Source organism: Streptosporangiales bacterium, assembly GCA_009379825.1.
GTDB lineage: Bacteria > Actinomycetota > Actinomycetes > Streptosporangiales > WHST01 > WHST01.
Map to the genome: position 1 here is coordinate 112,397 of WHTA01000001.1, position 25,685 is coordinate 138,081.

Annotated in this window: 23 protein-coding genes and 2 pseudogenes; 13 read left to right on the plus strand and 12 right to left on the minus strand. The window is 70.0% G+C overall.

Annotation, left to right across the window (positions count from 1 at the left end):
- Positions 1 to 53 precede the first annotated feature (53 nt).
- The gene (locus GEV07_00595; protein MQA01269.1) at positions 54 to 887 is read right to left on the minus strand and encodes an alpha/beta fold hydrolase; all 834 of its coding nucleotides are present in this window, start codon (positions 885 to 887) and stop codon (positions 54 to 56) included.
- Positions 887 to 1,321: a hypothetical protein gene (locus tag GEV07_00600; GenBank protein ID MQA01270.1), complete on the minus strand. Its 435-nt coding sequence runs from the start codon at positions 1,319 to 1,321 to the stop codon at positions 887 to 889. Before GEV07_00600 ends, GEV07_00595 begins: the two co-directional genes overlap by 1 nt.
- 117 nt (positions 1,322 to 1,438) lie before the next feature.
- Here GEV07_00600 and GEV07_00605 point away from each other — a divergent pair, with 117 nt between their 5' ends.
- The 3 genes and pseudogenes from GEV07_00605 (at position 1,439) to GEV07_00615 (ending at position 6,247) form a co-directional block, all read left to right on the plus strand.
- The gene (locus tag GEV07_00605) at positions 1,439 to 2,098 is read left to right on the plus strand and encodes a TetR family transcriptional regulator (protein ID MQA01271.1); all 660 of its coding nucleotides are present in this window, start codon (positions 1,439 to 1,441) and stop codon (positions 2,096 to 2,098) included.
- A 1,027-nt stretch (positions 2,099 to 3,125) separates the two neighbouring features.
- Positions 3,126 to 4,294 (plus strand): annotated as a pseudogene (locus GEV07_00610) (FAD-dependent oxidoreductase).
- 424 nt (positions 4,295 to 4,718) lie between these two features.
- Positions 4,719 to 6,247 (plus strand): annotated as a pseudogene (locus tag GEV07_00615) (hypothetical protein).
- 134 nt (positions 6,248 to 6,381) lie between these two features.
- Here GEV07_00615 and GEV07_00620 read toward each other — a convergent pair.
- Positions 6,382 to 6,942 carry an isochorismatase family protein gene (locus GEV07_00620; GenBank protein ID MQA01272.1) on the minus strand — a complete coding sequence of 187 codons (561 nt, stop codon included), beginning with the start codon at positions 6,940 to 6,942 and terminating at the stop codon, positions 6,382 to 6,384.
- A 157-nt stretch (positions 6,943 to 7,099) separates the two neighbouring features.
- On the opposite strand from GEV07_00620, the gene GEV07_00625 reads away from it, so the two are divergent.
- The 7 genes from GEV07_00625 to GEV07_00655 all read left to right on the plus strand — a co-directional run bounded on the left by GEV07_00625 (position 7,100) and on the right by GEV07_00655 (position 14,053).
- The gene (locus GEV07_00625; protein MQA01273.1) at positions 7,100 to 7,405 is read left to right on the plus strand and encodes a DUF997 family protein; all 306 of its coding nucleotides are present in this window, start codon (positions 7,100 to 7,102) and stop codon (positions 7,403 to 7,405) included.
- Positions 7,402 to 8,892, plus strand: a complete 1,491-nt coding sequence (gene panF, locus GEV07_00630) for a sodium/panthothenate symporter (protein ID MQA01274.1) — start codon at positions 7,402 to 7,404, stop codon at positions 8,890 to 8,892. The genes GEV07_00625 and panF overlap by 4 nt, the downstream gene beginning before the upstream one ends.
- Before the next feature lie 3 nt (positions 8,893 to 8,895).
- Positions 8,896 to 10,488, plus strand: a complete 1,593-nt coding sequence (locus GEV07_00635; GenBank protein MQA01275.1) for an amidohydrolase family protein — start codon at positions 8,896 to 8,898, stop codon at positions 10,486 to 10,488.
- A gap of 153 nt (positions 10,489 to 10,641) precedes the next feature.
- A complete protein-coding gene (locus tag GEV07_00640) occupies positions 10,642 to 11,682 on the plus strand; it encodes a homocysteine S-methyltransferase family protein (protein MQA01276.1) in 1,041 nt (346 codons plus the stop codon).
- A gap of 25 nt (positions 11,683 to 11,707) precedes the next feature.
- Positions 11,708 to 12,220, plus strand: a complete 513-nt coding sequence (locus tag GEV07_00645) for a DUF664 domain-containing protein (protein ID MQA01277.1) — start codon at positions 11,708 to 11,710, stop codon at positions 12,218 to 12,220.
- A 51-nt stretch (positions 12,221 to 12,271) separates the two neighbouring features.
- A complete protein-coding gene (locus GEV07_00650; protein ID MQA01278.1) occupies positions 12,272 to 13,273 on the plus strand; it encodes an acetamidase in 1,002 nt (333 codons plus the stop codon).
- A gap of 18 nt (positions 13,274 to 13,291) precedes the next feature.
- Positions 13,292 to 14,053, plus strand: coding sequence for an SDR family oxidoreductase (locus GEV07_00655; protein MQA01279.1), 762 nt, complete (start codon positions 13,292 to 13,294; stop codon positions 14,051 to 14,053).
- A gap of 9 nt (positions 14,054 to 14,062) precedes the next feature.
- On the opposite strand, the gene cadA is transcribed toward GEV07_00655, so the two are convergent.
- The gene (cadA, locus tag GEV07_00660) at positions 14,063 to 16,009 is read right to left on the minus strand and encodes a cadmium-translocating P-type ATPase (GenBank protein MQA01280.1); all 1,947 of its coding nucleotides are present in this window, start codon (positions 16,007 to 16,009) and stop codon (positions 14,063 to 14,065) included.
- 59 nt (positions 16,010 to 16,068) lie between these two features.
- Here cadA and GEV07_00665 point away from each other — a divergent pair, with 59 nt between their 5' ends.
- On the plus strand, positions 16,069 to 16,452 hold the full coding sequence (locus GEV07_00665; GenBank protein MQA01281.1) for a metalloregulator ArsR/SmtB family transcription factor: 384 nt from the start codon (positions 16,069 to 16,071) through the stop codon (positions 16,450 to 16,452).
- A 17-nt stretch (positions 16,453 to 16,469) separates the two neighbouring features.
- Here the strand turns inward: GEV07_00665 and GEV07_00670 are convergent, their stop codons facing one another.
- The 6 genes from GEV07_00670 to GEV07_00695 form a co-directional block, all read right to left on the minus strand.
- Entirely contained in the window at positions 16,470 to 17,156 is a 687-nt protein-coding gene (locus GEV07_00670) for a hypothetical protein (GenBank protein ID MQA01282.1), read from the minus strand.
- Positions 17,157 to 17,192: 36 nt separating this feature from the next.
- The gene (locus GEV07_00675) at positions 17,193 to 17,843 is read right to left on the minus strand and encodes a hypothetical protein (GenBank protein ID MQA01283.1); all 651 of its coding nucleotides are present in this window, start codon (positions 17,841 to 17,843) and stop codon (positions 17,193 to 17,195) included.
- A 38-nt stretch (positions 17,844 to 17,881) separates the two neighbouring features.
- The gene (locus GEV07_00680) at positions 17,882 to 18,271 is read right to left on the minus strand and encodes an MmcQ/YjbR family DNA-binding protein (GenBank protein MQA01284.1); all 390 of its coding nucleotides are present in this window, start codon (positions 18,269 to 18,271) and stop codon (positions 17,882 to 17,884) included.
- 29 nt (positions 18,272 to 18,300) lie between these two features.
- Positions 18,301 to 20,373, minus strand: coding sequence for a prolyl oligopeptidase family serine peptidase (locus GEV07_00685; protein MQA01285.1), 2,073 nt, complete (start codon positions 20,371 to 20,373; stop codon positions 18,301 to 18,303).
- Between the two features lie 48 nt (positions 20,374 to 20,421).
- Positions 20,422 to 21,657, minus strand: a complete 1,236-nt coding sequence (locus GEV07_00690) for an NAD(P)/FAD-dependent oxidoreductase (protein MQA01286.1) — start codon at positions 21,655 to 21,657, stop codon at positions 20,422 to 20,424.
- 65 nt (positions 21,658 to 21,722) lie between these two features.
- Positions 21,723 to 22,136, minus strand: a complete 414-nt coding sequence (locus tag GEV07_00695) for a MarR family transcriptional regulator (GenBank protein ID MQA01287.1) — start codon at positions 22,134 to 22,136, stop codon at positions 21,723 to 21,725.
- Between the two features lie 209 nt (positions 22,137 to 22,345).
- Here GEV07_00695 and GEV07_00700 point away from each other — a divergent pair, with 209 nt between their 5' ends.
- Both GEV07_00700 and GEV07_00705 read left to right on the plus strand, forming a co-directional pair.
- Positions 22,346 to 22,912 (plus strand): polyisoprenoid-binding protein, encoded by a 567-nt coding sequence (locus GEV07_00700; protein ID MQA01288.1) that lies wholly within the window; start codon positions 22,346 to 22,348, stop codon positions 22,910 to 22,912.
- Positions 22,913 to 23,003: 91 nt separating this feature from the next.
- Positions 23,004 to 23,471, plus strand: a complete 468-nt coding sequence (locus GEV07_00705; GenBank protein ID MQA01289.1) for a VOC family protein — start codon at positions 23,004 to 23,006, stop codon at positions 23,469 to 23,471.
- A 76-nt stretch (positions 23,472 to 23,547) separates the two neighbouring features.
- Here GEV07_00705 and GEV07_00710 read toward each other — a convergent pair whose 3' ends face one another.
- Together GEV07_00710 and GEV07_00715 are read right to left on the minus strand one after the other, a co-directional pair.
- Positions 23,548 to 25,029, minus strand: a complete 1,482-nt coding sequence (locus tag GEV07_00710; GenBank protein MQA01290.1) for a glutamate--cysteine ligase — start codon at positions 25,027 to 25,029, stop codon at positions 23,548 to 23,550.
- Between the two features lie 162 nt (positions 25,030 to 25,191).
- On the minus strand, positions 25,192 to 25,680 hold the full coding sequence (locus tag GEV07_00715; protein ID MQA01291.1) for a hypothetical protein: 489 nt from the start codon (positions 25,678 to 25,680) through the stop codon (positions 25,192 to 25,194).
- Between the last annotated feature and the right edge of the window lie 5 nt (positions 25,681 to 25,685).

The window sequence follows — 25,685 nt, forward strand, 5'->3', positions numbered from 1 at the left end:
TGCCCATCTCGCCGCCGACGACCGCCCGTAGCTGGTCGACGTCGGTAAGCGCGTCAGGTCGCCGCGCCGACCGCACGAGAGTTCACACGCTGGACGAAGTCGACGATGACGTCAGCGATACGGGCTGGGTCCTCGAACATCGGGTAGTGGCCGATACCGTCGAGGACCAGCTTCTCACCGTCAGGCAGCAGCTTCACCGTCTCGTCGACGAGCTCCTCGGGGAGCCAGAAGTCGTCGGCACCCTTGACCACGAGCACCGGGCAGCGCGTGCCCGGCAGGACGTCACGGATGTCGTGGTTGGCCCAGCCGCACAGGTCGCCCACTGCACTGACCTGGGCATTGCGGTGCATCCACCGGAGCTCCTCGACCTTCTCCGCCGGGCACGCGCGGTTCAGCGATGCGCCGGACACGCGTTCCATCAGGTCCTGCCAGCCCGGCGTCCAGGACGGGTACATGTACTCGCTCGGGTCCGGGAAGGTCGGCGTGCGTGCCGCGCCCTCCATCGGGATCGCCGCCAGGTAGTCCTCGCCGTGGTGCGCGGCGATGTCGAGGGTGATGTCGCCGCCGATCGACGACCCCGTGATCACGGGACGCCCCCCCGAGCACACCAGCTGGGTGAACCGGTGCACGAACTCCGCGTGCGGGTGGATCCTCGTCGTGACCTCCCAGCCCGCCGGGTAGGTGCGTCCACGGCCGGGCAGGTCCAGCGCGATCGCACGGTAGCCACGGTCGGCGAGCTCGGCCAGCAGGTACCGGTATTCCAGGCTGCTCGCGCCGGCCGTATGCACGCAGACGATGGCGGGCCCGTCACCGAGCTCATCGTAGAACGTCAGCGTGCCGTCGACGTCGATGTAGTGACCGGTGATGTCGCAGATCCCGTAGCTCATCACGAACTCCTCGTTGCCGCTGTGCGCGCGTACGTCTCAGCGAGCTGGTACACCGCCTCGGTGAGCCGGTTCGCCTCCATCACGTTCCCCTCGACCCTCAGGTCGGACGTCATCACGCCGAGTGTCGCCAGCTCGGGGTCATCGGCGAAGTACCGTTGTCCCGGGGTCACCAGGTCGGCGAACAGGCGGCGTCCCGCCACCAGCTCCGCCCACGCCTCGTCCGGCCCGGATACCTTGAACGTGTACCCGAGCGGCGGCATGAACGGCAGGTGGTCGATCACCTTGCCGCGGTAGACCTTCAGCCAGCACTGCCCGCCCGACGACTCCAGCAGCACACTGCCGTCGAACCAGCGCGTCTCGCGTTCGAACGCCTCGTTCTCGTTGAGCGAGGCAACCAGCGCCTCCGCTCCTGCTGTCGTGGTGAATGTCGCCACGAGCTTTCCCTCCCTTGGGTGCTGTGGGACCAAGACTCGACCGCGAGCTTAATCTAATACAGATTAAATAGCAACGACTCGCCGGAATGCGACACCTTGCCGTCTAGGATCGCGAGCATGGCCAAGAAGGGTGACCAGGGCGCCACCAAATCCGGGTACACGCGCGAACGAATCCTGGACGCCACTGCGTCCGTGCTGTGCCAGAAGGGATACGCGGGCACGCGCCTGTCCGACGTCGCGGACGTCGCCGAGCTGCAGGCCCCCGCGCTGTACTACTACTTCGACTCCCGCGACGAGCTGATCGAAGAGGTCGTCAGGCTCGGCCAGCAACGCGCCCAGCAACACGTCCGCGAGGCACTCGACGCCCTCCCCGCCGACACCCCTCCCCTCGACCGCCTCTGTGCCGCCGTCGAAGCGCACCTGCGTGTGGTGCTCGAACTGTCGGACTACACGATGGCGGCGATCCGCAACCTCGGCCAGCTCCCCGAGGGGATGCGGCGTCGGATGCTCGCCGAGCAGCGGCAGTACGGAAAGCTGTGGGAGGAGCTCGTCGCCGACGTCCACGCCGCTGGTATTGCCAATCCCGACGTCGACCTGCTCTCCGCGCGGATGCTCATCGTCGGCGCGCTGAACTGGGCACCGGAGTGGTGGAACCCTCGGCGCACCTCCGTAGACGACGTCGTCCACACGGCACGCACGCTGGTACGCCACGGGCTACGTGCCGACAAGCGATCGGCATCGAAGACCCGGACCCGCGGGGACAGGAGGACCACGTGAGGCGAGGTCCACACCCGTTCCCGCGTGAGTCTGTCCGCACCGAAGGGGCGGGCAGGTCCAGATCGGCATGAGACCCAGGCCAGCCCACACCTCAGGATCTCCGCCGGCGCTGAGCGTTGCCGACGGCAATGCGGGTCCAGTGTCAGCGTTGGCCTGGGGTGCCGGGGAGGTCCACGCCAGCTTGGACGCCGGCAAATGCCCTATCGACATGCCGCTGCCAGGCGTCGACGCTGGGTCGTCCTCGAGCATCCACTCGTCGGTTCCGATGCGGCTGGCGGCCGCACAGACCGCGACGGCAAGTACCGGCATTCGATCGGCGTCGGCGTCCAGGCCTGCCCGGCGGGCGAGGCACCGGGCCAACGCTGTCTCCCTGCCTCCGATGCGCCTGAGGTTCTCTCCGCGGAAGGTCGTGTCGGCGTTGACAATGCGCCGGACGCGGCGCACCTTCGTGGCCATCTCCTCATGTCGCTGCCGACTCTCCGAAGCGGCAGCCACGTCATCGAGCGCGCGCACGCGATCGGTACCGTCGGGATCTCCAACGCAGTGCAGGTGGGAGTGCACAGCGTCGAACATGGCAAACGGTGTCACGCGTGAGCTGGCGACCGGATCGCCGAACTGGGCACCCTTCTTGTACCGACTCTCACCGTGCTGCCTGAGGCCGCCGCAACCGGCGGTGATCGGGGACCACGCTCATCGGAAGGCAGCGCGCTGGCAGGAGGAAACGCGGGTGAACCTGCCTGCGGCGATCGAGGCCGGTGTGCGCGTCGCGATGGGGACGGACGCCGGCCTCGCAGCCAGCACGGGCAGAACCTTCGCGAGCTCGCGCACCCCGTCGAGTTCGGCATGTCGCCGATGGCGACCATCGTGGCGGGCATACGCACTACCAGTGAGGTCTGTGGCTCGAGCGAGGTCCCAGGGACCCGATGGCCGATATCGGGCCTGCCCACCGAACCGGCGAATATCCCAGTGGTCGTCCAGGACGGCCGTATTGTCAAGAACACCGCTGACGACTCGAAGGGTGGCGGACATGAGTAGGCGCGTGATCGTGGTGGGGGCGGGAATTGTCGGAGCCTCGGTGGCGGCCGAGCTGGGCGCCCGCATCCGCGGCGAGGTCACGGTCATCGAACAAGCCCCGGAAGGCGAGCTGCGTGGCTCGACCGGTCACGCCCCGGGATTCGTCGGCATCCTCAACGAAGCGTCCGTCCTCACCGAGCTGGCTCGAGACAGCGTCCGCGTCTACCGGGAGCTGCCCCGCGACGGCGCCGCCGGGTTCGACCTGGTGGGCGGGCTGGAAATCGCGCAGAGCCCTGCCGCCGCACAGAATCTCACCCAACGGGCGGACGCGGCGGCCGCAGCCGGCCTGCCGGCCCGCTGCTGGAGCCACGCGAGGCCGCACAGCTGGCGCCCCGCATGGTCGATCCCGCGTCGGTGACCGCTGCTTTGCATTTTCCCGCCGACGGGACAGCGCAGGCCGACGTCCTCACGTCCGAGCTCTGTGCTCGGGCCGCCTCGGTGGGCGTGCGGTTCCTCGCCGACACTCCGCTCACCGCGATCGACATCCGCGGCGACCGGATCGTCTCGGTCCGTGCAGGTGGCCAGACCCTGCCGGCCGACGACGTTGTGCTCGCCTGCGGGATCTGGGGTCCTGCTGTGGCCGAGCTCGCCGATCGCGCCAGTGGCCCACCCGTACGTCTACCGCACCCGTCACACTGCTCCGTTTCCTCCCTCGCCCTTCGTCCGCTGGCCCGAGTATCACGTCTACGCGCGGGATCACGGCGACCGCGACGGCCTCGGAACGTATGACCACACCCCTGGCCGATCACAGCTGTCGCTGATCACGCCGAACGGGACTGGCCCGGTGCCCTGTTCGACGAAGCCGTCGACAAGGCGATGCGACTGCTCCCCGACGACCAACGCTGGCAGCCGGCTGAGCGCCTCAACGGCGTCTTCTCGATGACTCCGGATAACCTCCCGCTGCTCGGCACGCATGCCACACTGTCAGGGCTCTGGCTGGCCGAGGCGATCTGGGTCACGCACGCGGCGGGAGCCGCCGCAGTGCTCGTCGCGTTGATGGACGGACAGGACACCAACGAACAGATCAACCTCCTGGACCCCAACCGATTCGACGGCGAACCAGGAGACGACCTTCAACGCCGCGCCTTGGCCCGCTACCGCGACATCTATAGCAGCGCCTGACAGCACGACACACGATCACCGGTCGCCGGCGGGTCGCCGCGGGTAGCAGCGAACCAGTCGGAATGCCGCACGATGGGGCCGCAGCTCGGCAGACCGGTAACCGGGGAGGTGTGAGCGATCACGACATTCCGTGCGACACGAGGTCGGGCGGACCTCCCATTGCGCCGGCGCCCTTTGCTTCCTGCAAGTCCGCGGAGCCACGTCGGCCTGCGCAGTCATGGACCGCTGTCATCAAGGAGCGGGCACATCATCCGCTGCCTCCGTCGACGGGTTCGAACACGCCTTGTAACTCTCGTCACGCACGTACGCAGGAACGCGACAGCGAAACAAATGTCATACCGGACGGCGGCCTAGGTCGGACGCTCGGTAGTGAGCAATGACGAACACGACATGGCCTGGGTAGGACACAGTGACTGCGGCCGAAATGGGGCTCGGCATGCTCAGCGCGTTGCACGACGCCTTCGACCTGCTGGCCGTCTACCACCAGGTCGCGTTCGAGCTGGAGAACGTGCCCGCCGAGGACCCGAAGGTGTACGAGATGCTGTGCGACGCCGACACGATCGGCGTGTTCCAGGTGGAGTCGAGGGCGCAGATGTCGGCGCTGCCGCGGCTGCGGCCGAAGGAGTTCTACGACCTGGTGGTGCAGGTCTCGCTCATCCGGCCTGGACCGATCCAGGGCGGTTCCGTACACCCGTACCTGCGCCGCAGGCACGGCCGGGAGGAGAGCACCGCGCCGCATCCGCTGATGGAGCGGGCGTTGAAGCGTACCTACGGGGTGCCGCTGTTCCAGGAGCAGATGATGCAGATCGCCGTCGACTGTGCCGGGTTCACGGCCGCGGAGGCCGACCGGCTCAGGCAGGCGATGGGCTCCAAGCGGTCCAGGAGCGGATCGAGGCGCTGCGTGCGCGGCTGCTCGCCGGCATGCAGGCGAACGACGTCGACGAGCAGACGGCCGAGGACATCTACCACAAGCTGCACGGCTTCGCCGGGTTCGGTTTCCCCGAGTCGCACGCGATGAGCTTCGCGCACCTGGTGTACGTCAGCGCCTACCTGAAGCGCTACTACCCCGCGGTGTTCACCGCTGCGTTGCTGCGCAACCAGCCGATGGGGTTCTACGGGCCGCACACCCTGGTCGGTGACGCGCGCAGGCACGGCGTCGTGGTCCGCGGTGTGGACGTCAACGCAAGCGCGGCCGAGGTGACGCTGGAGAAGGAGTACCACCCGCCGGAGTGCGCGCACCCGCACCAGCCGGTCGAGTCGCAGCCGGTGATCAGGATGGGGTTGGCCAGCGTCCGCAACCTGGGCAAGGAGCAGGCGAAGGTGGTCGCCGCCGGCCGGCCGTACGCGGACATGGAGGACCTGGCCAGGCGCACGCAGCTGTCCGTACCTGCGCTCGAGGCGCTCGCCGTAGCGGGTGCGTTCGGCTGTTTCGGGCTCACCCGCAGGGAGGCGCTGTGGGCGGCCGGCGGGCTTGCGGGTGTCGGGCCCGGGCAGCTCGCCGGCAGCACTCCCGGCCTGCCCGCGCCCGAGCTGCCTGCCATGACCCCGATCGAGGAGACCTTCGCCGACCTGTGGGCGACGGGCGCTTCGGCGACCAGCCACCCGATCCAGCACCTGCGCGCCGAACTGGCGGCACGGCGGGTCGTGCCGGCGGAGGCGTTGCCGCGGTTGGCCGACCGCGCACAGGTGCGCGTCGCCGGCGTCGTCACCCACCGGCAGCGACCGCCGACCGCGGGCGGCGTGGTGTTCCTGAGCCTGGAGGACGAGACCGGCCTGGTCAACGTGGTCTGCCCGCCCGGCACCTGGCAACGGCACCGCAAGGTCGCCCTGGACGCGGCGGCCCTGATCGTCCACGGCCGCCTGGAACGCGGCGAAGGCACGACGAACCTGATAGCCCACCGCGTCGAGCGCCTACCCGTAGCCACCATCACCCACAGCCGCGACTTCCGCTGAGACCGCGCCCAAGGGTGGGGCCGGTCGTGGGTGTCTGTGTCCCGCGGCCGTCTCCCCCGCGGTCGTGGTTGCTGGTGGTCGGGCCCGGCGCCGGCGGCCTGCGGCCGTCTCCGCTCCTCCTGCGCGGCTGCGGGTCAGGAGGTGTTGCCGAGGTCGACGGCCTCGGTGGTTGATGTTCCTGCAGTGCGGCCTGGGGCCTTGTGGTAGGTCCAGTACAGGTTGGTGTGCGTGATGACCTGGTCCGGCGGCGGTGCGCCCAGCTCCGTCAGGTCCTCGGTGGTGTGGGCGTCGCTGACCAAGGTCGCGTCGTAGCCGCGGACGAGCGCGCCGTGCAGGGTGGAGCGGATGCACTCGTCGGTCTGCGCGCCGACGACGACCAGGCGCCCGACGTCGAGACCTGCCAGCACGGTCTCGAGAGCGGTGTCCTCGAAGGAGTCGGCGTAGCTCTTGTCCACGTGCGGCTCGGCGTCGTCCGGTGTCAGCTCAGGGACGATGCGCCACTCGTCGCTGTTCTTGGCCAGCTGCTCGTCGGAGTGCTGGACCCAGACCACAGGCACCTGCTCCTGCCGCGCCCTGCCGACCAGCTTCCCGATGTTCGCGACGACCGCGTCACGTCCGTGCGTGCCTGCGACGACGCCGTTCTGCACGTCGACGACGAGCAGCGCCGTGTTCGGCCTGTTCTCGAGTGTGCTCATGGCCCTCCCTCCGCTCCCACTCCCCCGATGCACTGTTCACCTACGGTAGGCCCCGCCGCTGACAGCACACTGCGGCTGCAGTGGATCTTGACCGCCCTTCGTGGGCGTGTCACGGTTTACTTTGCGTGCGGCGCTCCCGATAAGGAGGACGACCGGCATGAGCGGCAACGAGACCTTCGACGAGGATCCCCGGTACCGATTGTCCGCGAAGGGGGCCGCGCTGTTCGCGGTCGTCTACCTGGTGATCGGTGCGGTCAGCATGACCCTCGGATTCACCCTCGGCCGGCCGGGTGCCGAGATCACGTACGTCCTGGGCTTCCCCTCGTGGGTGTTCTGGACGCTCATCGTCTGGCAGGTGGTGGTGGTCGGCATCATCTTCGTGCTGGTGCGGTTCACCCCTTACTTCCGCGACATCCCGCTGACCGAGTCCGGTGAGCCCGAGCCGGAGGACGAGGCCGCATGACCGCGCTGCTCATCACCGGGATCCTGTACCTGGTGGTCCTGTTGGTCCTCGGCATCGTGGCCAGGAGGGCCACCAACCGGCAAGAGGCGACCACCGCCAGGGCGTACATGCTCGAGTACTACCTGGCCGGCCGGAAGCTCGGCTGGGTCGCCCTGCTGTTCACCACGGCTGCGACTTTCTACAGCGCAGGGACGTTCATCGGCGCGCCAGGACTCGCGTTCGATGCCGGTTACGTGTGGCCGCTCGCCGTCGCGCCACAACACCTCGCCATGGCCATCCTGTTCCTGCTGACCGGCGCGAAGTTCGCGATCGTCGCGAGGAAGCTCGGGTTCATCACGCCGATGGACTTCTTCCGCGCCAGGTACCGCAGCACCCCCGTGGTGCTCATCGGCGGGCTGGCGACGGTGTTCTTCCTGATCGTCTACATCGCCCCGCAGTTCGTCGGCGGCGCACGCATCTTCGAGTCCGCGACCGGTCTGCCCTACACGACCACCCTGATCGTCTTCCTCGTGGTGGTCTCTGCGTACACCATCTACGGCGGGTTCCGTGCGGTCGTCATGACCGACATCCTGCAGGGCGTGGCGATGACCGCCGGCGCCATCGCGCTCTGGGCGTTCATCATCGCCAGGGTGGGCGACCTGGAACCGGTGCACCGCGACATCGCGCAGACCGACCCGGACTTGTTGCATCTGGGTACCGGCGCGTTCGCGATCGTCATCACCGGCTACGTCACGTTCTCGCTCTCCGGCGTCGCACAACCGCAGATCATGCTGCGGGCGATGGCCTACCGGACGTCGAAGGACATGTACCGCGCGGTCGTCGCCGGTGTCCTGGTGGTGACGCTGTTCTCGTCGACGTTCATGATCCTCGGCGTGATCGCCCGCGGGCTGTTCCCCGACCTGGACACCCCGGACCAGGCGATACCGAACCTGATCCTCACCTACGTGCCGTCGGCGCTCGCCGGGCTGGTGCTGGCCGCGCCGCTCGCGGCGGTGATGTCCACCATCGACTCGATGCTGCTGCTGAACACGTCCGTGGTCGCCAAGGACATCTACGTCAACTACATCAACAAGAACGCGAGCATCAAGCAGGTGAAGGTCGTCTCGGTCGTCGCCGGCATCGTGATGACGCTGATCGTCCTGTGGCTCACGCTCGAACCGCCGGCCTTCCTCGAGACGCTGGTGATCTACGCGCTCGGCGGCCTCACCGCGACGTTCTGGGCGCCGCTGCTCTTCGGCCTCTACTGGAAGCGCGGCAACAAGTACGGCGCGCTCGCCTCCATGCTCGGCGGCATCCCCGTCTACGTGCTCCTCGACCGGCTGGTCGACACCGGGGACCTCGGCGCGGTCGTGATCGCGCTCCCGGTGGCGATCGTGCTGTACGTGGTGGTCTCGCTGCTGACACCACCGCCACCGCGCGAGGTGATCCAGGACTTCTGGGGCCGCCGGCCGGCCAGCGTCCCCGCGAGCGATGCGGCCGAGGGGTGATGCATGGCTGACCTGCTCGTCACCGGCGGGACGGTGGTGGACGGCACCGGCAACCCCGGCTACCCGGCGACGCTGGCGGTCGAGGGCGACCGGGTGCGGATCCTCAGGGGTAACGGCGAGCCGCCCCCGGCGGGACGGGTGATCGACGCCACGGGGATGGTCGTGGCGCCCGGCTTCATCGACATGCACTCGCACTCCGGGCTGATGATCTTCGCCGAGCCGACCCACCTGCCGAAGGTGTCGCAGGGCGTGACCACCGAGCTGATCGGCGTGGACGGTTGCTCGTACGCGCCGTTCACCGACCCGGACGAGCTGCGCAGGTTCGTCACGTTCAACGCCGGCCTGGACGGCTGCCCCGACCTCGGCTACGACTGGGACACCGTGGCCAGCTACCTGACCAGGTTCGACAACGAGGTCGCGGTGAACATCGGCTGCCTGGTCGGCAACTCCGCGCTGCGGATCGCCGCGCTCGGCTGGGACCAGGTGCCCGCGGACCAGCGGGCCGTCGCGAACATGCGCGCGATGCTGCGGGAGGCGCTCGAGGAGGGCGCCTTCGGCATGTCCACCGGGCTGGACTACCCGCCGGGCAGCTACGCGTCCACCGAGGAGCTCGGCGAGCTGTGCAAGGAGCCGGCGAGAGTCGGCGGGCTGTACCACACGCACGTCAGGTACTGGATGGGCGACCAGTTCCTCGACCCGTTCCGGGAGGCGTTCGAGATCACCCGGCAGGGCGGCTGCCCGCTGCACCTGACGCACTTCTACCACAAGGCGAAGTACCCGCGCGGCTCCGACGTGATGTTCGACCTGCTGGAGCGCGAGGTCGGCCTCGGCGTCGACGTGACCTTCGACGCCTACCCGTACGAGTGGAGCAGCACCAGGCTCACCATCCTGCTGCCGCAGTGGATCCAGGCCGGTGGGCCGGAGCCGACGCTCGCGCGGCTGGCCGACCCCGACTGTCGCGAACGGTTCAAGGCGGAGCTGGCGAACGGTGATCCCGACGACACCTGGCGTGCGGCGCACGAGTGGGTGCGCCTCGGCCACTTCGGCGAGCCGCACAACCGCAGGTACGAGAACATGACCATGGCCGCGGTCGCGCGCGAGCGCAGGCAGGACGTCGTCGACGCGTTCCTCGACCTGCTGGTCGAGGAGAACCTGCGGATCAACGAGGTGCAGCCGGGGCCGACCGGGTCGACGCTCGCGAAGTTCGTCACGCACCGGCTCGGCATGGTCGGCACCGACTCGGTGTTCATCGGCGACAAGCCGAGCCCCCGTACGTACGGCTCGTTCCCGCGCATCCTCGGCGAGTTCGTGCGCGAGGAGCGCCACCTGAGCCTGCCCGAGGCGGTGCGGAAGTTCACCTCGTTCCCGGCCGGCCGGCTCGGTCTGCCCGACCGCGGCCTGCTCCGCGACGGGTTCGCCGCCGACGTCGTGGTGTTCGACCCGGAGCGGGTTCGTGCGGTCGCGACGTACGACCAACCTCGCCGCCAGTCGCTCGGCATCGAGTACGTGATCGTCAACGGCACGGTCGTGCTCGACCGCGGCACGCACACCGGGGCGCTCCCCGGTCGCGGCCTGCGCCGCGGCCACACCCGCTGAGCCGCCTGCAGCACTCTGTTGCCCGGGCACGCCCGTGCTCAACGAGGGTTGTCGTCGATGCAACGCGCCGTTGACCGGTCATCGGGAAGTGAGTTGTCTGGCGGGTAGGTGGTGTCCGGTCGCAGAAGGACACCACACCCGAGCTGAGGGGACTTGTTTCTCGTGTCCGATCCCAAACCTGGCCTGCTCGAACGCCTCGATGCCGGCGGTGCGGTGTGCGCCGAGGGATACCTGTTCGAGTGTGAGCGTCGTGGCTACGTGCAGGCCGGGGCCTTCGTGCCCGAGGTCGTGCTGGACCATCCCGAGGCCGTCAGTTCACTGCATCGTGAGTTCGTCCACGCGGGGTCGGACATCGTCGAGGCGTTCACGTACTACGGCCACCGTGAGAAGCTCCGGCTGGTGGGCAAGGAGGACATCCTCGAACCGCTGAACCGCAATGCGCTCGCGATTGCGCGCGCCGTGGCCGAGGAGTCTGGCACCCTGCTCGCCGGCAACCTGTGCAACACCAACCTGTGGGCGGACGAGAACGCCAGGCCGACGGTCAGGAGCATGTTCGCCGAGCAGGTCGGCTGGGCCGTGGAAGAGGGCGCGGAGCTGCTGATCGGCGAGACGTTCAGCTACCTCGACGAGGCACTGCTGTGCGTCGAGATGATGCGCGAGTCCGGCCTGCCGACGGTGATCACGCTGGTGTTCCACCGCGAGGACGTCACGAGGGACGGGTACCCGGCGGCGGACGCGGCCAAGGCGCTTGAACAGGCCGGCGCAGACGTCGTCGGCGTGAACTGTGGCCGCGGCCCGGCCACCACGCTGCCGCTGCTCCGCACCATCACGGACGCCGTGTCGTGCCACGTCGCCGCGCTGCCGGTGCCGTACCGCACGACGCCGAGCCAGCCCACCATGCAGGCGCTGACCGACCCGCTGCTGCCCGAGCAGCGCCCCTTCCCCACCGCGCTCGACCCGTTCACCTGCACCAGGTACGAGATGGGCGACTTCGCCAGCCAGGCGTACGAGATGGGTGTGCGGTACCTCGGTGTCTGCTGCGGTGCCGGCCCGCACCACATCAGGGCGGTCGCCGAGGCGATGGACCGCTGGACGCCGGCGAGCGTGTACACCCCGGACATGTCGAAGCACGCGTACCTCGGCACCGACCCCACGCTGAAGGCGGGCAACCAGCAGTACGCCAGCTTGCTCTGAGCCGGTGGTGCGGCATGATGCCGGCATGGGATTCACGTCGCCACTCACCCACGAGGAGCTACCGACCGTCGCCGGCGAGCGCGAGGCGCTCGCGTCCTGGCTGCGGTTCCACCGCGTCGAGCTGCTCGACAAGCTGACCGGTCTCGACGAACGCCAGGCCGCGCAGCGGGTGGTGGGCTCGCTCACCACGCTGCACGGCCTGGTGCGGCACCTGACCTGGGTGGAGCACTACTGGTTCGTCACGGTGCTCGCCGGCAGCGAAGAGCCGAACCACTATGACTGCAGCGTCGACAACGATGCGGACTACCGGCTCGAGCACAGCGAGGGGCTGGCCGCCGACGTCGAGCGGTTCCTAGCCGCGGTCACGCGCAGCCAGAAGGTCTTCGCCGAGCTGGCGCTGGACGACACGGTGCCGCACCCGAAACACGGCAGCCTCGACGTGCGCTGGGTGATGGTCCACATGATCGAGGAGTACGCCCAGCACAACGGGCACGCCGACATCATCCGTGAGCTGATCGACGGCACGACACAGAGCTGACCGCCGGTCGTGTGGTGGACCCGCGCCATGATGCGTGCCAGCATCAGGCGCATGGATGTCATCGAGTACACCCCCGAGCCGGATCAGTACGCCTGGACGTTCGGCGGGGTCGCACCGTCCCACCGGGTACGCCCAGGCTCGCTGCTGCGGCTGTGGACCGAGGACGCGTTCTGCGGCCGGCTGCGCAAGGTGACGGACATGCCGAGCACGTCGCTCAACATGCCGTTCGTCAACCCGCAGACCGGCCCGTTCTACGTGGAGGGCGCGGAGCCCGGCGACACGCTCGCCCTGCACTTCGTCGACCTGACGCCGGCCCGCGACTGGGGTGCTTCGTCGACCATCCCGTTCTTCGGTGGGCTGACGAGCACCGACCGCACCGCGACGCTGCAGCCGCCGCTGGCCGAGCGCACCTGGATCTACCAGGTGAACACCGACCGGGGCACGGTCGAGTTCGTCGCCCAGGCCAGCGACCTGCGGCTGGAGCTGCCGATGGCGCCGATGCTCGGCACGGTCGGCGTCGCGCCGGCCGCGGGCGAGGTGCGTTCTTCGCTTGTGCCTGACACCTTCGGCGGCAACATGGACACGCCCGAGATGCGCGCCGGTGTCACCTGCTACCTCGGCGTCAACGTGGAGGGCGCACTGTTCTCCGTCGGCGACGGCCATTACCGCCAGGGCGAGGGCGAGGCCTGCGGCACCGCGGTGGAGGGCGCCATGCACGTCAGCGTCCTGGTCGACCTGATCAAGGGCGGCGCGCCCGCGTGGCCGCGGTTGGAGACCGACGAGCACCTGACGGTGATCGGCTCGAGCCGGCCGCTGGAGGACGCCTGGCGCGCGAGCCAGGTCGCCATGATCCGCTGGTTCGGCGAGCTCTACGGGCTGGACGGGCTGGACGGCTACCAGCTGCTGACGCAGATCAGCGAGGCGCCGCTGGCGAACGTGGTGGACGCCAACTACAGCGCCGCGACGAAGGTGCGCAAGGCGCTGCTCCCCCGCGCCGACGTGTACGGCGGGATGCACCAGCGGCTGCGTGAGCTCGCCACAACCATCTCCTGACCCGACTGGAGGAACGGCATGGATCTACAGCTGACCGGCCTGCGCGCCCTGGTGACCGGTGGCACCAAGGGCATCGGCCGCGCGACCGTGGCGACACTCGCCGGCGAGGGTGCCGCCGTGGCCTTCTGCGCGCGCACCAAGGCGGACGTCGACGACTACGCCGGCGAGCTGACCGCGGCCGGGCACACCGTCGCCGGCCGGGCGGTCGACGTCGGTGACGGCGATGGCATCCGCCATTGGGTCGACGACAGTGCCGCCGCACTCGGCGGCGTGGACATCCTCGTCGCGAATGTGAGCGCGCTCGCCATCGGCGACGAGGAGCAGAACTGGCAGGCGAGCTTCGACGTCGACATGATGCACACCGTACGGCTGGTGAACGCGGCCATGCCGCACCTGGAGCGCAGCTTCGCCGGCTCGATCGTCACCATCGCCAGCGTCTCCGGGCGGGAGATCGACTTCGCCGCCGGCCCGTACGGCACGTTCAAGGCGGCGCTTATCCACTACACCCAGGGGCTCGCCTACCAGCTGGCCGCCAAGGGCATCCGCGCGAACAGCGTGTCGCCGGGCAACACGTACTTCCCCGGCGGGGTCTGGGCCGGCATGGAGGCGAACAACCCGGAGTTCTTCGCCGAGGCGCTCGCGCTGAACCCGACCGGCCGGATGGCCAGGCCGGAGGAGATCGCGCGCTGCGTGGCGTTCGTTGCCAGCCCGGCGGCGAGCTTCGTCACCGGCTCGAACCTGCTCGCCGACGGCGCCCTCACCCGAGGCGTCCAGTTCTGACCGCGTCGGCTAGCCACGGCGCCACGCGCCGTTGCGGAGCAGCCGGAGGCCGTTGAGGCCGACGATGACGGTGGAGCCTTCGTGGCCGGCGACGCCGAGGGCGAGCGGGAGGTGTCCGAGCAGGTCCCACAGCACCAGGCCGGTGATGAACACCGCGGCGATGACCAGGTTCGCGACGACGACCCGGCGGGCGCGCCTGGACAGCGCGATGACGGCGGGGACGGTGGTCAGCTCGTCGCGCACCACGACGGCGTCGGCCGTGTCGAGGGTGAGGTCCGAGCCGGCCCGCCCCATCGCCACGCCGGTGTGTGCGGCGGCCAGCGCGGGTGCGTCGTTCACCCCGTCGCCGACGGCGAGCACGTGCTGGCCGTCGTCCTCGAGCGCGCGGACGGCGGCGACCTTGTCCTGCGGCAGCAGGCCGGCCCGGACGTCGTTGACGCCGACCTGCGCGGCGAGCCGGTCGGCGGCGCGCCGGTTGTCGCCGGTGAGCAGCACCGGGGGCCGTCCGGTCAGCGCGGTGAGGTCGCCGACGGCTGCCGCGGCGTCCGGCCGGGGCCGGTCGGCGAACCCGAGGACCCCGGCAACCCGTCCGTCCACGCGCACCACGACGGCGGTCTGTCCCGCGGCCTCCAGCTCCGCGACCGCCGGCGGTTGCGCGCCGTCGAGCAGGTGGTCAGGGCGCCCTACCTCCACCAGCTGCCCGTCCACCCGGGCGGACACGCCCCGGCCGGGCCGCGACGTGAACCGCTCCGCGGGGCGCGACGGCAGCCCGGCCTGCTGCGCGGCCCGCACCACCGCGCGCGCCAGCGGGTGCTCCGAGGGGTGCTCCGCCGCGGCGGCCAGCGTGAGCAGATCGGCCGTCGCACCGGCGAGCACCCGGGTCTCGACGAGCTGGGGCGTGCCCTCGGTGAGGGTGCCGGTCTTGTCGAACGCGACCCGCGTGGTGGCGCCGAGGCGCTCCATCACCACCGCGGACTTCACCAGCACACCGTGCCGCCCGGCGTTCGTGATCGCCGCAAGCAGCGGCGGCATGGTGGCGAGCACCACCGCGCACGGGGACGCGACGATCATGAACGTCATCGCCCGCAGCAGGGTCGGCTCGAACGCGGCGCCGAACAGCAGCGGGAGTACGAGCAGGGCGACGGTCGCGGCCACCATGCCGACCGAGTACCGCTGCTCGACCTTCTCGATGAACAGCTGGGTGCGTGCCTTGGTGGCGCTGGCCTCCCGCACCATCGCCACGATCCGGGCGACGACCGTGTCCGTCGCGGCCCGGTCTACGCGCACCCGCAGCGCGCCGGTGCCGTTCGTGGTGCCGGCGAACACCCCGTCGCCGGCGGCCTTGGTCGCCGGCAGCGGCTCGCCGGTGATGGTGGCCTGGTCGACGTCGCTGGCACCCTCGACGACCCGGCCGTCCGCACCGACCCGTTCGCCCGGCCGGACGAGGATGGTGTTGCCGGCCCGCAGCTCTGCGGCGGGCACGGTCTCCGTGGACCCGTCCGGCCGGACGCGGCTGGCGACCTCGGGAGCGAGGTCGAGCAGGCTGCGTACGGAGTCCTCCGTGCACCGGGTCGCGTACGCCTCCAGCGCGCCCGAGGTGGCGAAGATGACGATCAACAGCGCGCCGTCGAGCACCTGGCCGATCGCGGCCGCGCCGATCGCCGCGGCGACCATCAACAGGTCCACGTCGAGCCGCTTCTCCCGCAGCGCCTGCAGGCCGGCGAGACCCGGCTGCCAGCCGCCGCACGCGTAGCAGGCGAGGTAGAGCGCCCACCACGACCACGCCGGTGCGCCGGCGAGCTGGCTCACCAGGCCCGCAGCGAACAACACGGTCGCGGCGGTCGCCCACCGCACCTCGGACAGCTGCCAGAACCCCGTGAACCGAGACGGTCCCGGCAGCGGGGCCTCCCCGGCCCGGTCGGCACGGGTCGCGGTTTCCGTCGTCACGACGACCATCCTATATGCGCATTCACGCAGATACGCAAGTAATGGCGGATAGGCGTAGGGTGGGACGCATGCACTCGACGATCTCCGGCTTCCGGATGCCGAACGAGGAGCAGGTGGACCTCGCGGCCGAGTCGTTCCGACTGCTCGCCGACCCGACCAGGATGAAGATCCTGTGGGCGCTGCTGCAGGGCGAGTCCTCGGTCGCCTGCCTGGCTGACCTGGTCGGCGCTGCCCCTACCGCAGTCAGCCAGCACCTGGCGAAGCTACGGCTCGCCGGGCTGGTCCGCGGCCGGCGGGAGGGCACGTTCGTCTACTACTCCGCCGCCGACGTGCACGTGCAGCAGCTGCTCGAGCAGGCACTGTTCCACGCCGACCACGCCGACCGCGAGAGCACCACGGGGACCGACGTCGAGCGCCAGGCGGTGGCCTGCGCCGAGGCACCCGCGAGCTGACCGGTCAGGACCGCGGGCTAGCGTCGCAGGCGGGCCGCGGCGGCCAGCACGCTACCGGTGCCCACGAGGGCGCCGCTCAGGGCGAGCAGGAGACCCAGCGGAGCGCCGGTGTACGGCACGTCGCCGGGTGCGGTAGTGGCGTCGTCGTCCGGTGGCGTGGCGTGGTGCCGGTGACGGTGAGGGTGACCGGGCCGGACGCGGGACACGCGTCCGAGCCACCGTAATGTGCCGTTCTCGCCGAGCTCGGCGGAGCCGATCCTCGACTGGCCGGTCCCGCTCGGGTCGACCGTCAGCGACGTGTCGCTGCTCGGCTCAGACTCCGGTGTGACGGTGACCGGGGCGGTCGTCGAGGCAGTGCATCTCGACGAGCCCGGGTAACGCGCAACGATGCGGTGCTCACCCCCGCTCAGCCTCGTCGTCGTCAGCGTCGCGGCGCCGTTCTCGCCGAGCTCGGGTGTACCGATCTCCGCATCGCCTTCGAGGAACGTCACCGTGCCCGTGGGTGTGTCCCCGGACGGGCAGGTCACCTTCGCAGTCAGCTCGACCTCCCCCCCCGGCGCCGCACCCGTGATGTCGGCGTTGGTCTCGTCGCCGGCCGGGCCGAGCAGCTCGCCGGTCCCGGTGATCGTGACCTCGGTGACGTCAGGCGTGTCGGTGAGCTCCAACGGCACGCCGTCCAGGTGCACGGTGCCGGCGAGGGTCAGCTCGCCGAACGCGGCTGTTGGCCGGTCCGGTGATGGTCACACCGCACCCGCGTCGATGTCGACGGTCGCCCCGTCTCCGACGCCGGCGGTCAGGGCGTAGCCGGCGCCGATCCCGGAGCCGAACGCGCCCGTGGTGATGTTGACCGTGGCAGCCCTGATGCTGACCGTGGCGGCGGTGCCGTCGGCGCCGCCACCTCCGATGCCAGAATCCGCGTATCCGCCGACGACGTCCACCGTGCTTTCTGTGATGCTGATCGTGTCGCCGTCGCCGCGCGCCCCACCACCGATGCCGGACGCCCAGTTACCTGCGGTGGCGGTGACCTTCGCCGAGTCGATCGTGATCTTGCCGCCTTCGCGGCTGAAATTGCCGCCGCCGATGCCCGCGGCGTAGGCGCCGCCGGTTGCTTCGACCGTGGCGCCGGTGATGGTGATGTCGCCGATCTTGGCATTCTGGGCGCCGCCGATGCTGGCGCTGTCGTCGATCGTCAGCCGTGGGCCGGATTCGATGACGATGTTCTGGACGGTCAGCGTGCCGCCGGGCGCGTCGATGTCACCGGTAAGTGTCGCCTCGAACGGACTGCTGCAGGTCGCCAGTGCGTCGTACAGGGCGTCGAAGTCCGTGAACTCGTCAGCCCGGGCCTGAGGTGCCAGCAGCGTCATGCCGGCGACGCCCACCATCAGCGCCACGAGCACAGGCCCGAGACCGCGTTGCTATCGGGCGACCGTCAGGACGTCGGGCGCCCCTGGCCCTCCTGCGCGTCGAGCTCGGCGACGAGCTTCTTCGGCGCCACTTTGCGGTACGCGTCGCGGACGATCGCGTCGATCTCGTCCCAGTCGAGCGGCACGTCGAGGTAGACGCCGAGCCAGCCGGACGACCCCACGTACGGCGGCCGGAAGAACCGGTCGGGTTCGGTGTCGACCATCTCCTCCTGCACGCCGGGCGGCGCGGGACACCAGAAACCCACCCGGTCGTCGTGGTGGTGTTCCGCGTACATCACGAACACCTTCTTGCCGCGGACGAACCAGGTCGGCTCGCCGTGGCTGAGCCGCTCGGTCGCCTCCGGCAGCGCCAGGCACAGCTCGCGGAGCCTCGGCAGCGCGTCGTCGCCGGTCATGGGCCAACCGTACGCGGCGCCGCCGACAGCTAGCCGTTCGCGCCGACGAGGTCGATGGCCCAGGCCAGGTAGAGGCCCTCGTCGCGCCAGCTGTCGTACCGACCGGACTTGCCGCCGTGGCCGGCCCCCATCTCGGTCTTCAGCAGCAGCTCGTTGTCGTCGGTCTTCGTGGTCCGCAGCCGCGCCACCCACTTCGCCGGCTCGTGGTAGCCGACACGCGGGTCGTTCAGCCCCGCGGTGGCGAAGATGGCCGGGTACGCCTGCGCGGTCACGTTCTCGTACGGGCTGTACGACTTCATGTACTCGTACATCTCCGCGCTCTCCACCGGGTTCCCCCACTCCTCCCACTCGATGACCGTAAGGGGCAGCGACGGGTCGAGGATGGTGTTCAGCGCGTCCACGAACGGCACGTGCGCGAGGATGCCGCGGAACTTCTCGGGTGCCAGGTTCGCGGCAGCGCCGACGAGCAGCCCGCCGGCGCTGCCGCCGCGTGCCACGATGCGGTCGTACGCGGTCCAGTGCTGCGCGACCAGGTGGTCGGCGCAGGCGACGAAGTCGGTGAACGTGTTCCGCTTCTGCGCCAGCTTGCCCTGCTCGTACCACTGCCGGCCCATCTCGCCGCCGCCGCGGATGTGCGCGATGGCGAAGACGAAACCGCGGTCGAGCAGCGACAGCCGCGGGATGGAGAAGTACGGGTCGGTGCTGTGCTCGTACGAGCCGTAGCCGTAGAGCAGGCAGGGCGCGGTGCCGTCGCGCGGCGTGCCCTGCCGCCAGACCAGCGAGATCGGCACCAGGGTGCCGTCGGCCGCGGTCGCCCACTCCCGCGCGCTCTCGTACGCGTCCGGGTCGAAGTCGCCGAGCACGGGGGTGCGCTTCTTCAGCTCGTGCTCGCGGCTGGCGACGTGGTAGTCGTACACGCTCGCCGGGGTGACCATCGAGGCGTAGACGTACCTGAAGGTGCTGGTGTCGAACTCCGGGTTGCCGCCGCCGTGCACCGTGTACACCGGCTCCTCGAACGCGACGTCGTGCGGCTCCCCCAGCTTGCCGCCCTCGATCGGGAACACCCGCAGCCCGGTGAGGCCGTCCTTGCGCAGCCCGACGACCAGGTGGCTGCGGAACGCGGCGACGTCCTCCAGCCTGGTGTCGGCGCGGTGCCGGACGACCGGCTCCCAGTGCGCGCGGCCGGTGGCGCCGGCCGGCGTGCGGGCGAGGGTGAAGTTCTCCGCGCCGCCGTTGTGCATCACGTAGAACCAGTCACCGGCGTGCTGGACGTCGTACTCGACGCCCTGCCGGCGCTCCTCGAACACCTGGAACTCCCCCATCGGGTCGTCCGCGGCGAGGTAGCGCACCTCCGTGGTGACCTTGCTGCCGGCGTAGAGCAGCAGGTACGCCTTGCTGCGGGTCAGCGTGACGCCGACGAAGAACCGCTCGTCGTCCTCCTGGTGCACCAGCTGGTCGTCGTCCTGGCCGGTGCCGAGCCGGTGCCGCCACACCCGGTAAGGGCGCATCGCGTCGTCGAGGGTGGTGTAGAAGAACGTCGAGCCGTCCGCAGACCAGGCGCCGCCGTAGTAGACGCCCTCGATCACGTCCGGCAGCGTCTCCCCCGTGCTCAGGTCGCGGAACCGCAGGGTGTACTTCTCGCTGCCGTCGTAGTCGGTGGCGTACGCGAGAAGCCGGCCGTCAGGCGTGACGGAGAAGACGCCGACGGCGAAGTAGTCGGAGTCGCCGGCGAGCTCGTTCCCGTCCAGCAGGACGTGCTCCGTGCCGCCGGTCTCCGCCTCGCTGCGGCAGTGGATGCCGTACTGCTTGCCCTCCTCCGTGCGGGAGTAGTACCACCAGTCGCCGCGCCGCACGGGCACCGACAGGTCGGTCTCCTTGGTGCGGCTCTTGATCTCGCCGAAGATGGTCTCCTGCAGGCCCGCCAGGTGGGCGGTGCGTGCGTCGCAGTACTCGTTCTCCGCGCTGAGGTACGCCTCGGTGTCCGGGTCGTCGCGGTCGAGCAGCCAGGCGTACTCGTCGACGACCTCGTCGCCGTGCTTGACCCGGGTGGTGGGCACGCGCTTCGCAACGGGGGCGTCGGTACGGTTCGTCGTCTCGGTCACCCGGACAAGCTACAAGGCGGCGGCAGGCAGCTGCGGCGGGAGGCGGCGTCAGCCGCCGGTGAGCTCGGCGAGCGGTACGTCCTCGTCGGCGAGCCGGTCGAGGTCGACCGGCTGGTCCAGCTTGAGCAGCGCCTCGATCAGCTTGATGCCGTCCTTCCAGCGGTTCACGTGCATCCCCGCGACCACCTTGCCGCCGGCGACCCAGAACGCCTGGAAGCCGTCCGTGCTCGGCTCGCCGCGGAACACCACGCGGTCGTAGCTGCCGAGGGCGAACCAGCCGGCGAACTCCAGGCCGGCGTCGTACTGGTCGGAGAAGAAGTACGGCGGCCGGTCGTAACTGACCTGTTCATCGATCATCGAGCGACCCGCCGACGTGCCGCCGCGCAGCGCGTTCGCCCAGTGCTCGACCCGGATCTCCGTGCCGTATCTCGGTACGTAGCTGCGGGCGACGTCGCCGGCCGCATAGATGTCCGGGTTCGAGGTGCGCAGCGTCTCGTCCACCACGATCCCGTTGTCGACGGTGAGCCCGGCGGCCTCGGCGAGCTCGGTGTTCGGCCGGATGCCGACGCCCACGATCACCACGTCCGCGGGCACCTCGGTGCCGGCGTCGGTGACGACCGCGGTGACCGCGCCGTCGCCGCGGAACTCCTGCACCTGCTGGCCGAAGAGGAACTCCACGCCGTGCGCGCTGTGCAGCTCGGTGAAGAACCCGCCGACCTCAGGGCCGAGCGCGCCGAGCAGTGGCGCCGGCTGCGGCTCGACGACCGTGACCTGGCAGTCACGGGCCCGCGCGGCCACCGCGGTCTCCAGGCCGATCCACCCGGCGCCGACGACCACCACCCGGCCGCCGGCGTCGAGAGCCGCAGCCAGCCGGTCGGAGTCCGCGCGGCTGCGCAGGTACAGCACGTTGTCGAGCTCGGCGCCCGGGATGTCCAGCCGGCGCGGTGAGGCGCCGGTGGCGAGCAGCAGCTTCTGGTAGCCCAGCCGGGTGCCGTCGGCGAGCTCGACCTCGTGCGCGCCGGCGTCCAGGGCGGTTGCCCGCTGCCCGAGGAGCAGCTCCACGGAGTTCTCCTCGTACCAGCTCGCCGCGTGTACGAAGCCCTCGTCCCTGGCCTCGTTGCCGAGCAGGTAGCCCTTGGACAGCGGTGGTCGCTCGTACGGCCGCTCATCCTCCTCGCCGACGAGCACCAGCCGGCCGTCGAAGCCGCCCTTCCGCATCCGTTCCGCCGCCTTGGCCCCGGCCAGGCTCGCCCCGACCACGAGAAACGTCGGTTCGGCTGCCATTTCTGTCCTCCGTCCGGTCGGCCCGCGACCAGTTCAGGGCATCGGGGCCGGTACGTCAACAACCGTCACGGGCCGTCCGGCGTGGCGAGGTCGGGGCGGAACCTGTCGATGATCGCCTCGAACGCCCGGCCGAGGGCGGCGTAGTCGGCCGGGCCGACGGCGTCCACCAGGTACTCGCGGACGCCGGCGACGTGCGTACGGGCGGCCTTCTCCAGCCGCCGCATGCCCTCGTCGGTGAGGTTGGCCCAGACGCCGCGCTTGTCGTCGGCGCAGGTGTCGCGCTCGACCAGGCCGTCGCGCTGCAGCCGGTCGACGGTGTGCGACAGCCGGCTGCGGGACTGGTTGGCCAGCTCGGCCAGCTCGGCCATCCGCAGCGTCCGGTCGTCGGCCTCGGAGAGATGGACCAGTACCTCGTACTCGGCGTGCGACAGGTGGTGGTCGGCGCGGAGGTCCTTGTCCAGCTGCTCGGTCAGCAACATGCTGCCGAGCAGGTAGCGGCGCCAGACGCGTTGCTCCTGCTCGTCCAGCCACTTCGGCTCCGGCGGGTCGGCCGGACAGTCGCGTGTCGCCACGAAACTTCCTCCCCCGAGGGAATAATTGAATCGTCAACTACTGTTGGCCAGGATAGTTCGACCAACTGTGCAGTGGCCGACCCGGTCACCACAACGTAACGTCAAGGAGGTTCTTCGTGAGTGAGAACGCTGTGGCCACCGCAACCGGCCTGGCCGCTGGGACCTGGACGATCGACCCGGTCCACTCCGAGGTCACGTTCAGTATTCGGCACCTGATGGCCAAGGTGCGCGGCAACTTCACCGAGTTCAGCGGTTCCGTCGTGATCGGTGACACGGTCGGCGAGTCCAAGGTGACCGCCGAGATCCAGGCCGCGTCCGTCGATACCAGGAACGAGCAGCGCGACGGTCACGTGCGGTCCGCCGAGATCCTCGACGTCGAGCAGTACCCGACGCTGAAGTTCGTCTCGACCGGTCTGCGTACCGACGGTGACGACTACCTGCTCGACGGCGAGCTGACCCTCAAGGACGTCACCCGCGCGGTGACCCTGCAGGTGGAGTTCAACGGCACCGGCACCGACCCGTGGGGCGGCACCCGCGCCGGCTTCTCCGCGACGACCGCGGTCAGCCGCGACGACTACGGCGTGGACTTCAACGTCCCGCTGCCCGGTGGTGACAAGGCGCTGCTCGGCGACAAGGTCGAGATCGCCATCGAGGTCGAGGCCGTCCTCGACGCGGGCAACTGACCCGTACCGGTCCTGCACGAGGCACCCGAGTTGGCCGGCGTCGTACGTGCCGGCCAACTCGGGACCACATAGCGAGAAAGGACGTTCGATCGTGATTCCGGTCCGTCGTCTGAACCATGCGGTGCTCTTCGTCAGCGACCTGGAGCGAGCGGTCGCGTTCTACACCGAGGCGTTCGACATGCAGGTCGCCGCGCAGGAGCCCGCCGCGAACGCCGCGTTCCTACGCGCAAGGCGCGGTGACAACCACCACGACCTGGGGCTGTTCGGCCGCGGTGCCGGCGCACCGCACCCACCGCGGGGCAGCACCGGCCTGTACCACCTCGCCTGGCAGGTCGACGACATCCGCGACCTGGCCGAGGCACGCGAGACGCTCCGGGCGTACGGCGCCCTCACCGGGGAGAGCGACCACGGCGCGACGAAGAGCATCTACGGCGTCGACCCCGACGGCAACGAGTTCGAGATCATGTGGATGCTCCCGCGCGACCAGTGGGGCGCCTACGAGGGCGAAGCACCAGTCCGCCCACTCGACCTCGACGCCGAGATCGCCAAGCACAGCTGACCTGCCTGACTTGCCCCCGGTGCCGACCCCACCCGCCACGTTGCGGTAGCAGTGCCGCAACGTGGCGGCCGGCGGTCTACTCGCCGACCGGCCAGGTGTGCACCGGCTCGTTGGTGTGCATGTGTGCCGAGTACAGCCGCAGCGTCTCCGCCAGCGCCTCCGGCCGGTCCAGGTTGCGATCCCTTTCGACCTGCCGCAGCGTGTCGCGCTGCCAGGTCGCGCCGTTGCGGCCGGTCAGGCAGCGCTGCTCGATGATGCCGAGCAGCCGGTCCCTGATCTGCGGCTGCACACCCCACGCGTCCAGGCCCTCCGCCGCCCACGGCAGCAGCCGGCGCACCACCAGCTCGGTGGCGTGCACCTCGCCCACACCGGGCCAGTAGACGCGAGCGTCGATGCCGTTCCTCGCTGCGGAGTGGAAGTTCTCCTCCGCCGCGCTGAACGACATCTGCGACCAGACCGGCCGGTCCGCCTGCGCGAGATGGTTGACCAGCCCGAAGTAGAACGCGGCGTTGGCGATGATGTCGACGACGGTCGGCCCCGCCGGCAGCACCCGGTTCTCCACGCGCAGGTGCGGGCGCCCGAGCACCACGTCGTACACCGGCCGGTTCCACCGGTAGATGGTGCCGTTGTGCAGCCGCAGCTCGGACAGCTCGGGCGTGTCCCCGTGCTCAAGCACCTCGACCGGGTCCTCGTCGTCGCAGATCGGCAGCAGCGCAGGGAAGTAGCGCACGTTCTCCTCGAACAGGTCGAAGATCGACGTCACCCAGCGCTCGCCGAACCACACCCGCGGCCGTACGCCCTGTGCCTTCAGCTCCTCCGGCCTGGTGTCCGTCGCCTGCTCGAAGAGCGCGATCCTCGTCTCCTGCCACAGCTGCCGACCGAACAGGAACGGCGAGTTCGCGCCGAGCGCGAGCTGGATCGACGCGATCGCCTGGGACGCGTTCCAGTAGTCGGCGAACGTCTCCGGTGACACCTGCAGGTGCAGCTGCACGCTGGTGCATGCGGCCTCGGGCAGGATCGTGTCGGAGTACATCTGCAGGCGCTCCGCGCCGCTGATGTCGATGTGCACGTCCTCCCCGCGTGCGGCGAGGATCTGCTCGTTGAGCAGTCGGTAGCGCGGGTTACCTGAGAACGTGTCCGGCCCCATGTGCTCGGTCATCAGCGTCGGCAGGATGCCGACCATGACGATGTGGGTGTCGTCCTTCGTCGCCCGGTCCTGCGCGGCGTTCAGGCTGGCGCGCACGTCCTCCTCGTACGAGGTGAACCCGGCACCGGCGATCTGCCGCGGCTCGACGTTGGTCTCGATGTTGAACTGACCGAGCTCGGTCTGGAACGACGGGTTCTCGATCAGCTCGAGCACACGCTCGTTGCGCATCGCCGGCTGGTACGCGGCGTCGACCAGGTTGAACTCGATCTCCAGCCCGGTCATCGGCCGTTCGTGCTCGAACCGGAAGTCCGACAGCATCCGGGCGAGGACGTCCAGGCAGCGGCGTACCTTCTGCCGATACTGCTGCCGGTCCTCTCGGGAAAAGGTTGCGCCGTCGACATCTCGCCCCACGAGGTCCACCTCCAGGCCGGCAGCGGTCTCGGAGCCAAATCTAGTCGCTCGTGGACGCCGGACAGGCCGAGTTGGCCGGACCCGCCCGCCGTGCACTACCCTCGGCCTACCCTGGGTACAGCACGTAACACTTCGATCGATCGGCGACGAAACCGGCACCGATCAGCGGTCGACGGCCTGCTTCAGGTTCACGCCGGCGCGCAGCGTGCCAGGCAGCGCCTCCAGGCCGAAGACGTGCGGGCCGTAGGCCTCGGTCGACTGCACCTGCACGGCGCGGGGGACCAAGGTGCCCGGGGTGGACTGGTTGCGCAGCTTGAGCGCCTCCCGCCGGGTCCGCAGGTCGAGCAGCCGTCGGCCCCAGGCATCCACCTCGGGCTTGGCCCTGGCCTTGCGGAACGCGATCCGGTCGCCGTACGTGTGCAGGCCAGCCGTCGCGCGCTCCGCGGCCTCGGCGGACCTGATCGCGTCGAGCAGGCCACGCTCGGCGGCGAGCCTGGCGTCGCGGCTGGTGGCGGTCGCCCGGCGCAGCCGGTCGAGCGCGTCGTCGGCGGCATCGAGCAGCTCGTCGAACTGGTCGGCGAGCTGCTGGTCGGCGGCGTACTGTTCGCGCGCCTGCGCGGCGGCACGGCGCGACGGCTTGGCAATCGGCACGGTCT

Excerpts from the sequence above, each read along its gene's own strand:
- GEV07_00605 (MQA01271.1), top strand. The coding sequence starts at position 1,439 with ATGGCCAAGAAGGGTGACCAGGGCGCCACCAAATCCGGGTACACGCGC.
- GEV07_00650 (MQA01278.1), top strand. The coding sequence starts at position 12,272 with ATGGATGTCATCGAGTACACCCCCGAGCCGGATCAGTACGCCTGGACG.
- GEV07_00690 (MQA01286.1), bottom strand. The coding sequence starts at position 21,657 with ATGGCAGCCGAACCGACGTTTCTCGTGGTCGGGGCGAGCCTGGCCGGG.
- GEV07_00595 (MQA01269.1), bottom strand. The coding sequence starts at position 887 with ATGAGCTACGGGATCTGCGACATCACCGGTCACTACATCGACGTCGAC.
- GEV07_00625 (MQA01273.1), top strand. The coding sequence starts at position 7,100 with ATGAGCGGCAACGAGACCTTCGACGAGGATCCCCGGTACCGATTGTCC.
- GEV07_00635 (MQA01275.1), top strand. The coding sequence starts at position 8,896 with ATGGCTGACCTGCTCGTCACCGGCGGGACGGTGGTGGACGGCACCGGC.
- GEV07_00695 (MQA01287.1), bottom strand. The coding sequence starts at position 22,136 with ATGTTGCTGACCGAGCAGCTGGACAAGGACCTCCGCGCCGACCACCAC.
- GEV07_00645 (MQA01277.1), top strand. The coding sequence starts at position 11,708 with ATGGGATTCACGTCGCCACTCACCCACGAGGAGCTACCGACCGTCGCC.
- cadA (MQA01280.1), bottom strand. The coding sequence starts at position 16,009 with ATGGTCGTCGTGACGACGGAAACCGCGACCCGTGCCGACCGGGCCGGG.
- panF (MQA01274.1), top strand. The coding sequence starts at position 7,402 with ATGACCGCGCTGCTCATCACCGGGATCCTGTACCTGGTGGTCCTGTTG.
- GEV07_00655 (MQA01279.1), top strand. The coding sequence starts at position 13,292 with ATGGATCTACAGCTGACCGGCCTGCGCGCCCTGGTGACCGGTGGCACC.
- GEV07_00680 (MQA01284.1), bottom strand. The coding sequence starts at position 18,271 with ATGACCGGCGACGACGCGCTGCCGAGGCTCCGCGAGCTGTGCCTGGCG.
- GEV07_00665 (MQA01281.1), top strand. The coding sequence starts at position 16,069 with ATGCACTCGACGATCTCCGGCTTCCGGATGCCGAACGAGGAGCAGGTG.
- GEV07_00620 (MQA01272.1), bottom strand. The coding sequence starts at position 6,942 with ATGAGCACACTCGAGAACAGGCCGAACACGGCGCTGCTCGTCGTCGAC.